Below are 6,745 nucleotides of genomic sequence, written 5' to 3' on the forward strand. Positions count from 1 at the left end.
TGCTTTTGGTCAGTCGGTATATTGAACTGAACCCGGTGCGAGCGAACATGGTTGTTCATCCGTCTGAATACCCCTGGTCCAGTTATCGCCATAATGCTTTGGACAAGCAAATAGGGCTGATTACGGAACATCCTGTCTATCATTCTCTAGGTAAAGACAAATCAGCTCGAAAGCTGGCATACCAAGCCTTGTTTAAATCGCAGATGCCGGATTATTCCGTCGCGCAGATCCGAGATGCCCTGCAAAGAACCTGGGTACTGGGGGATGAGCGTTTCAAGAAACAGATTGAGCAGCAGTTGGGGCATACAATTGAGTTAAAAACGCATGGCGGAGACAGGAAGTCGGCATCATTTAACGCTCGGGATAAAAATCAACAACTCTGACCCTTTGAAACCCTGACCCTTTGAAACCCTTGACCCTTTGAAACCGATAGTGACTAATTGAAAATCAACAACTCTGACCCTTTGAAACCAATGACATTTTGTGCCTGTAAAGGTAGGCAAGTGGCTATTAATGCAGCTAGCAAGAAGTATTTCTGTAATAATTTCATATTTCTTTCCTGTTGTTGTTTTTTTCACCTCCAATGTCGCGATAAGTCAGTTAGAACAATATAGGGCATTCCTGATTACTCAGGTAGTCATCCCCCTAATTTGGGATTGCTCATGATTGAACCTATGCCGAAAATTACAATTAAACACAATAGCTAAGTATTGCCTACTAGCACGCTCAACCACCACCGATACTAACGGACTTAGGGCAGCGTTTCTAAGAGAGTAAATTCAATTGTAAGGACTTTACTTACAATTGCATGACACCTAACCGATATTGTATTTCTTAACGTTGTTTAAAATAGGCTCCATTGAATCAAACGGAGTACATCGTGAACACAACATACAAACTAGCATTACCTTTAACGTTAGCATTTATCCTATCAGCCTGTGGTGGCAGTGGTAGCAGCACCACGCCTGCACCGACGGCAACGGTAAACCCACCAACCACTAAAACACCGACGACACCAACAACGCCAGAAGCAGTGCATCACATAGACCCAAGTGATGTTGCAGAATATGTAGAGAATTTTAAACTTCAATATGACGCCCTAGACCTACAGATTGATGGTGTCAGTTATGATTTATCATTTCTTGAAGAAAAAAGAAAAGACAATCATATATATGCTACCTATGAAAAAGGCTTTGTTATTATTGGGTTCAACTTTAAAGAGGGAGAGCCTATTAGCGAACTATTGGTGTTAGAAACTGAATTAGACAATGTCGATGAAGCTTTTGCAGATACAAATGCTTACCTTGTTGGTAATGACATCACTATTGAATTCGATGACGATAATGCTATTTACTCAGGCACACTTAGTCACTTGACCAAAGGCTCATTTCCAATACGCATGGTTCTTAATGAATCTCTTACTCAAGCCGGTAGCACACAGGTAAACGTAGATGGAACAACAGCTACTATCACTGGCGAAGCTGGAACATTAACATATGTTCAAATCAGTGATGTTATTAGCAACCGCCCTGAGGTCGATACTTTATTATTACAGCATGTACCTGGCTCTGTTAATGACGATATTAACATGCACACAGGCCGACTTATTCGCAATGCGCAATTAACTACAAAAGTAGCAGAGAATTCAGTAATTTCCTCAGGTGGTGTAGACCTTTTTGCAGCTGGTTTTAACCGTATATACACAGATGGGGCTTTTGTGGGAGTGCACTCTTGGGCTACTAGTGATGGGGTAGAGGCCAGTAAGCTCGATAAAAATGACGCATTACACGGTGCACAGTTAACATACTTTCGTGAAATGTTAGGAGAGAGCCTAGGGCCAGAGTTTTACTTTTTTACACTTAACGCAGCACCTTTTGAGTCAATACATCAAATGACCCTGGCAGAGTTAGAAAAGTACTTATTGATAATGTAATAGATCGTTAGATATAGGTTTAAAATTGTAAAGAGGCAATGTTATTCAATGCCTCTTTTTTTACTGTCTGTTATATTTAAGGTAAGGTCACCAAAATAATAACTCAAACCATATGATAGCAGCTCAAAGCATTTTGTTAGTGGAAGATGATGAAAAACTCGCATCTTTGCTACAAAGTTACTTTTCAAATTTTGGTTTTGATGTGCAATCCCTTACCTCAGGTGAGCATGCTGTCAAACATATTACCACGCATGCTCCCTCGTTAGTGATATTGGACTTAATGCTACCTCATCAAGATGGACTTAGTATTTGTCGGAAAGTGAGAGAGCAATATAGTGGCATTATTTTAATGCTAACTGCCAGTGGTGATGATATGGATCAAGTCGCCGCCTTAGAAATTGGCGCCGATGATTTTGTCCAAAAACCCATCCAACCTAGAGTATTGTTAGCTAGAGTGAAAAACTTACTACGCCGACAAGAATCTACTCAGCAGCATCCCACAGATACAGCGACCTCGGGTAAAGAAAAAACTTTTGGCTGCCTATGGCTTAATAATTCATTACAGCGTTGTAAGCTCAACGATGAGCTTGTTCCTTTAACACCCGCTGAATTTTCCTTGTTATGGCATTTAGTGGAACACAGTGAACAACCCAGAAGTCGTGATCAATTATTAAAATCGTTACGAAATATTGAGTATGATGGTTTTGATCGCTCCATTGACAATAAAATTTCACAAATTCGTAAAAAGCTCAACGATGACAGCAGCCGCCCACAAGGCATCATTACGGTACGAGGCAAAGGGTATATGTTTGTTCCTGATTTTTGGTAAGGGATATTCTTACAAACCTATACAAAGTTTGGCAGAAATAAGCGTAAACTATCAATTATACACTAACATATACTTAATGCTGGTTGGGCTGTAATTATAATGACTAGATTGTTCTTTTCTTTATTCTTTGGACTGCTGTTCACACTTTATGGTTTTATCACACTTGCTCACCTTATCAATACTTATTTAATTATTGATGTGGATAATATCATTGAAGCTAATAACATTTCAGCAGAAGTAACACTGCTGGAAGCCTTAGACCCACATATTAGCGAAGCAGAGAGAAAATCGTTTATTAATATGATTGCCGAACGTAATCAATTGATTATTGAACCGATAGCCAAAGTTGCGGTCCCCCCACAAATCCTGCATCAGCTACAGCAATTTAACGTGTGGGTTGATGATGAAGAGTTTGATTATTTCACCGCTTTTGACCAGCACAACTACTATAGAATATCGACAAATAACGATCATGAGTTGATCAAAATATCCGATAAAATTGAAGGTTATATTTTAGCAATTTTAGTCATGTCTATTGCACTATGCTGCTTCATTTGGTTTTTTGTGCTGCACCATAAATTATCATCTATAGAGAAAACACTTACCGAAATTAGTGAAGGTAATTTAGCAGCAAGAGCTAGTACAAAAAAATCGATGAAAGTTGGCCGTTTAAATGTTTGTGTCAATATTATGGCCGACAGAATAGAACAATTACTCAGTAGCCATAAGCGATTAACATGTACCATTGCGCATGAGTTACGCTCACCATTGTTTCGCATGCAAATGCATCTAGAATTACTTACCCTAAATCAGAAAATAGCAAACAATGAACATACCGAAGGACTTGAGCAAGAAATATTTTGTTTACAAGATATGGTTGACGAACTTCTTAGTTATGCTCAAATGGAGCGAGCAGAGCTAAAGCCTTCTTTAGAGCGCATAGCACTCGATGTTCTGCTACAAAACTTATGTAACAAATTTGCCAACGAATGCAAAGCTACTATCTATTTTAGTTCAACAGTTACCGCCTGCTGCATGGACATTGACGTGACTCTGATAACTCGAGCGGTAAGCAACTTAATCACCAACGCCGAAAAGTACGGTAACTCAAAGATTATTGTCAGTTTAATCGAACAAAAAGACGGCGTATTAATTAATATCGAAGATGATGGGCAAGGCATTAAAGAGCACGAGAAACATCAAATATTTGAACCTTTCCACCGAACAAATAAAACCAATAACAAAACTGGTTTTGGCCTTGGCTTGTCTATCGTAAAAGAAATTGCGCAACTACACAAAGGAGATATTCGAATATCAGATAGTGATTACACCGGCGCTAAGTTTAGTTTATATTTGCCTAGATAAACTTACACACCAGTCTTGTTATTAATTGGTTTGCGCTATATAAGCGTTCTGAGATCCTTTATAACGCCTATATTCTCCTAATACAGCGTGTAATTTCATTTATAGAATTCATGCTCCCGGCCAATCAAGGGGTCAAAAATCAAGGGGTCAGAGTTGTTGAAATTCAAAAATCAAGGGGTCAGAGTTGTTGAAATTCTATTTATCCCCATCGTGATCTACCTGTACGCACTCGGCTTTTTCTTGATGCAGTACGTCATTTTATAGGTGAAAGTGTACCGCGCTGGGAGCGCAACGTACCTCACATTGATACGTTATATCGCGCAAGTAAAAAGGGGTAACAAGCTTATAAACATATTGCGTGATAAATGTTCATTTATTATCATGTACGGCACTTAAAGGAAGTAGGGACGACCCTACCGCTCCACTCTCATCGGGGACGGCCCCACCAATTGATTTTCGGTGGAGGTAATCATGCTAATCCCCCAAGCACAGCGCTGTGCTTCACTTTTGAATTTTTGGTTTTCGAAGCTGCTAGGCCTTATCCGTATAGAGCATCTAGCAACACATCCGTATCCCCTTTGGAATACTAGAGCACTGTTGCAGAACCTGCTTTTTCAGCGTCTTACCTTTTTGAATCTATACACTCTGCCAACTTGCTTGGCGAAGGTTATACTTTTAAATCAGCCCCAAGGCTTGCTAAGCCTTAACGCAAAACATAGGAACACCTAATGAGGTCATTGTTATCATTTGCTTTTTTGATCCTGTTTAGCCTAACAACTTGGGCCAACGACAACGCGATACATGCGCACGAAAAAGTACGCCATGGAATGCACGGCATGTTACTTTTTTCTGATGGTGATTCACTTTACGCATCACATTTACCTATGTTCTATACGCCGCATGATATGCAGTTAGTGATGAGAATCGAATTGACGAATAAGCAAACGCAAAAATCTTTGCACGATGCACTTGCTGAGCAAGGGGGGTATTGGACACTTGCTCCTGAAAGGTTTGACTTAACACAGCTTGCGCAAGCGGGAGAACATGGTATTTGGCAGTTTGATGGCGACCTCTATCAAGGACATTTTGAGCGAGGTGGAAAGCTTGGTTTCAAAAACCAAGGCATAGTTATCAAAGAGGTGGTGTTGCGTAACCAGCTAGAATCAAAAGTAGTGCCGCGCAGTGTATATATGCGTTTGACTCCAGATAATGCTGATACACACTTTTACGCTCAAGTAATACAAGGCAGGCCCAACGTTGATCGTATCTTCTGGGTGTTGAATAACAAGGCACTACCAGAAAAGTTCTCTATTGAGAAAAAAGCTTTGCTTACAAACAGTGCTGATCTTGCTAAAGCACTCGAAATTAACCCTGAAGATGTCAATATTTACTACGAAGAACGGGGAGACCTTAAATGACATACTTGGTATTAAAACACCATGAAGCAGAAGGTCTCGGCAGCATCGCGCAATGGTTAATCAAAAATAACCTTAACTGGGAAGAAGTTGAGTATGCTCAGGCATTGCCTCAAAACGTTGAAAGTTACAGCGGCATTATTATTCTCGGCGGGCCGATGCATATTTCGCCCTCAAATCAGAGATTAGCGCAAGAGCTGCAAGTCATAGCGCATTTTATCGAGCAGAGTAAACCAACACTTGGGATATGTTTGGGGGCGCAGTTAATTGCCACTAGCTTAGGCGCTGAGGTCAGTCAGATGCCTGAGGGTGAAAACGGTTGGATGCCAATTACGTTACACACTGGGCAACAGCTAGATGTACCGCAATGGCATGAACAGCAAGCTAGCTTACCTAATGGTGCTGAGCTAGCGGCAAGTTCATTACGCTGCGAAGTACAAATGTTTAGGTATCATCAACATGTGCTTGCCTGCCAGTTCCACCCTGAATGGAATAATCAAGCAATCGCTAGATTGCAAAGTGCGTTTGGCGCGCAGTGCCCACTCACCCAAACGGACTCGAAGGCAGAGCAGACATTGCAGAAGTGGTGGTTCAACCAATTGGACTCATGGTTTCAAGGCGCTGCCTTATAAGTAAGATAGGCTTTTTGCCGTCACTTTGGTTTTTCCACCGCAGCGTGATCAATCAAGGGGTCAATCAATCATGGGGTCAGAGTTAATCATGGGGTCAGAGTTGTTGAAATTGCTGAGTTGCGCTAAGTTTTTAGTGCAATTGGCTATTTCAAGGAGGAAATGCCATGGCGCGTCGGCCGAGATTAAACTTACCCTATATTCCGCAACATGTTGTTCAGCGTGGAAATAACCGTCAAGTCACCTTCTTTACGGAACAGGATTACACCGTATACCTGGACAAGGTGAAAGATTACAGTCGTCGCTTTGACGTCTCTGTTCACGCTTTTGTGTTGATGACCAATCACGTTCATTTATTGATGACACCTACTACAGCAACGGGCGTCAGCCAACTGATGCAATCGTTAGGACGTTACTATGTCCGCTACGTGAACAATACTTATAGGCGGACAGGAACACTTTGGGAAGGACGTTTTAAGTCGTCATTGGTTGATAGCGACCGATATTTGCTTTTGGTCAGTCGGTATATTGAACTGAACCCGGTGCGAGCGAACATGGTTGTTCATCCGTCTGA

General features: G+C 41.2%; 6 protein-coding genes and 1 pseudogene. All 7 read left to right on the plus strand.

Going from position 1 to position 6,745, the window contains the following annotated elements:
• Positions 1-383 (plus strand): annotated as a pseudogene (locus MHM93_RS19135) (transposase); the annotation flags it as partial.
• A 497-nt stretch (positions 384-880) separates the two neighbouring features.
• Entirely contained in the window at positions 881-1,933 is a 1,053-nt protein-coding gene (locus MHM93_RS19140; RefSeq protein WP_239450201.1) for a hypothetical protein, read from the plus strand.
• A gap of 112 nt (positions 1,934-2,045) precedes the next feature.
• Positions 2,046-2,762, plus strand: a complete 717-nt coding sequence (locus MHM93_RS19145) for a response regulator transcription factor (RefSeq protein ID WP_239450202.1) — start codon at positions 2,046-2,048, stop codon at positions 2,760-2,762.
• Between the two features lie 99 nt (positions 2,763-2,861).
• Positions 2,862-4,127 carry an ATP-binding protein gene (locus MHM93_RS19150; protein WP_239450203.1) on the plus strand — a complete coding sequence of 422 codons (1,266 nt, stop codon included), beginning with the start codon at positions 2,862-2,864 and terminating at the stop codon, positions 4,125-4,127.
• Positions 4,128-4,855: 728 nt separating this feature from the next.
• Entirely contained in the window at positions 4,856-5,545 is a 690-nt protein-coding gene (locus tag MHM93_RS19155) for a hypothetical protein (protein WP_239450204.1), read from the plus strand.
• Positions 5,542-6,174: a type 1 glutamine amidotransferase gene (locus MHM93_RS19160; protein ID WP_239450205.1), complete on the plus strand. Its 633-nt coding sequence runs from the start codon at positions 5,542-5,544 to the stop codon at positions 6,172-6,174. The genes MHM93_RS19155 and MHM93_RS19160 overlap by 4 nt, the downstream gene beginning before the upstream one ends.
• 164 nt (positions 6,175-6,338) lie before the next feature.
• Positions 6,339-6,745 (plus strand): transposase (locus MHM93_RS19165; protein WP_239450206.1); only part of this gene is annotated, 407 nt, incomplete at its 3' end.

The sequence above is a fragment of the Pseudoalteromonas sp. MM17-2 genome (assembly GCF_022347945.1).
Classification (GTDB): Bacteria; Pseudomonadota; Gammaproteobacteria; order Enterobacterales; family Alteromonadaceae; genus Pseudoalteromonas; species Pseudoalteromonas ruthenica.

What these genes read in the sequence shown, in the direction of transcription:
- MHM93_RS19160 (WP_239450205.1), top strand. Translation starts at nt 5,542, where the DNA reads ATGACATACTTGGTATTAAAACACCATGAAGCAGAAGGTCTCGGCAGC.
- MHM93_RS19145 (WP_239450202.1), top strand. Translation starts at nt 2,046, where the DNA reads ATGATAGCAGCTCAAAGCATTTTGTTAGTGGAAGATGATGAAAAACTC.
- MHM93_RS19155 (WP_239450204.1), top strand. Translation starts at nt 4,856, where the DNA reads ATGAGGTCATTGTTATCATTTGCTTTTTTGATCCTGTTTAGCCTAACA.
- MHM93_RS19150 (WP_239450203.1), top strand. Translation starts at nt 2,862, where the DNA reads ATGACTAGATTGTTCTTTTCTTTATTCTTTGGACTGCTGTTCACACTT.